Consider the following 1,327-nt stretch of genomic DNA (forward strand, 5'->3'; position numbering starts at 1 on the left):
GGGAAGATCGATGTGACATGGGGGCGGCCACTCCGCGATCCTTCACAGCTGTCGAAGGCAAGAAGGAGAACGAGAAGTGGCCGCTAAAGACATTCTGCCTGCTCAGGGTGAGTGGTTCGACGAGACCCTCGCCGCGGCGTCGCCCGATGTGCTGCGCGAGATGGTCGCGCGGATGGCGCAGATGATGATGGACGCCGAGGTCGAGCAGCGCTGCGGGGCCGGCTACGGCGAGGTGTCCGAGCAGCGCGTCAACTCGCGCAACGGCTACCGGCGGCGCGAGTGGGACACCCGCGCCGGGACGGTGGAGCTGGCCATCCCGAAGCTGCGGCAAGGTTCGTATTACCCGGAGTGGCTGCTGGAGCGGCAGCGGCGGGCCGAGCGGGCGCTGGCCTCGGTGGTGGCCACCTCCTACCTGCTGGGCGTCTCGACCCGGCGGGTGGAGCGGCTGGCCGAGCAGCTCGGAGTGACCCGGCTGTCGAAATCGCAGGTCAGCGTGATGGCCCGGGAGCTGGATCAGATGGTGAGCGAGTTCCGTAACCGGCCGTTGGATGCCGGGCCGTATACGTTCGTGTGGATCGACGCGCTCACGCAGAAGGTGAGGGAGGGCGGCCGGACGGTCAACGTGCACGCGCTGGTGGCGACCGGCGTCAACGCCGACGGGCACCGCGAGATCCTCGGCATCGACGTGGTGTCGTCGGAGGACGGGGCCGGCTGGCTGGCGTTCCTGCGCGGTCTGGTCGCCCGCGGGCTGTCCGGCGTCAGCCTGGTGATCTCCGACTGCCATGCCGGGCTGCGTGACGCGATCGCCTCCACCCTGCCCGGCGCCTCCTGGCAGCGGTGCCGCGCGCACTACGCGCGCAATTTGGCGACCCGTGTTCCGAAGAACGCCCAGCCGTGGGTGTCGACGATGCTGCGCACCGTCTTCGAGCAGCCCGACGCCGCCTCGGTGCGGGCCCAGCACCGCCAGGTCGTCCAGGCGCTGGAGGGCAAGTACCCCAAGGCGGCCGAGCATCTGGACGAGGCACGCGAGGACATCCTCGCCTTCGCCGCCTACCCCAAGACCGTGTGGCGGCAGATCTGGTCCAACAACCCGCAGGAGCGGCTGAACAAGGAGATCCGCCGCCGCACCGACGTGGTCGGCATCTTCCCCCACCGCGACGCGATCGTCCGGCTGGTCGGCGCCGTCCTGGCCGAACAGCACGACGAATGGACCGAAGGCCGGCGCTACCTCGGCCTGGAAGTCCTCGCCGAATGCCGCAAGGCTGCCGGGAGGAAGGCACACGAGGACGCTATTGAGACTAATGTGACTAATAGTGCTATTGCTGCT

The 1,327-nt window shown here is 68.8% G+C and carries 1 protein-coding gene; it reads left to right on the forward strand.

Annotated features, from left to right (window positions below; translation table 11 throughout):
• Positions 1-91 precede the first annotated feature (91 nt).
• Positions 92-1,327 (forward strand): IS256 family transposase (locus ACFFR3_RS50155; protein WP_345409493.1); only part of this gene is annotated, 1,236 nt, incomplete at its 3' end.

Origin of the sequence: Nonomuraea salmonea (genome assembly GCF_042428605.1) — a bacterium.
GTDB lineage: Bacteria > Actinomycetota > Actinomycetes > Streptosporangiales > Streptosporangiaceae > Nonomuraea > Nonomuraea salmonea.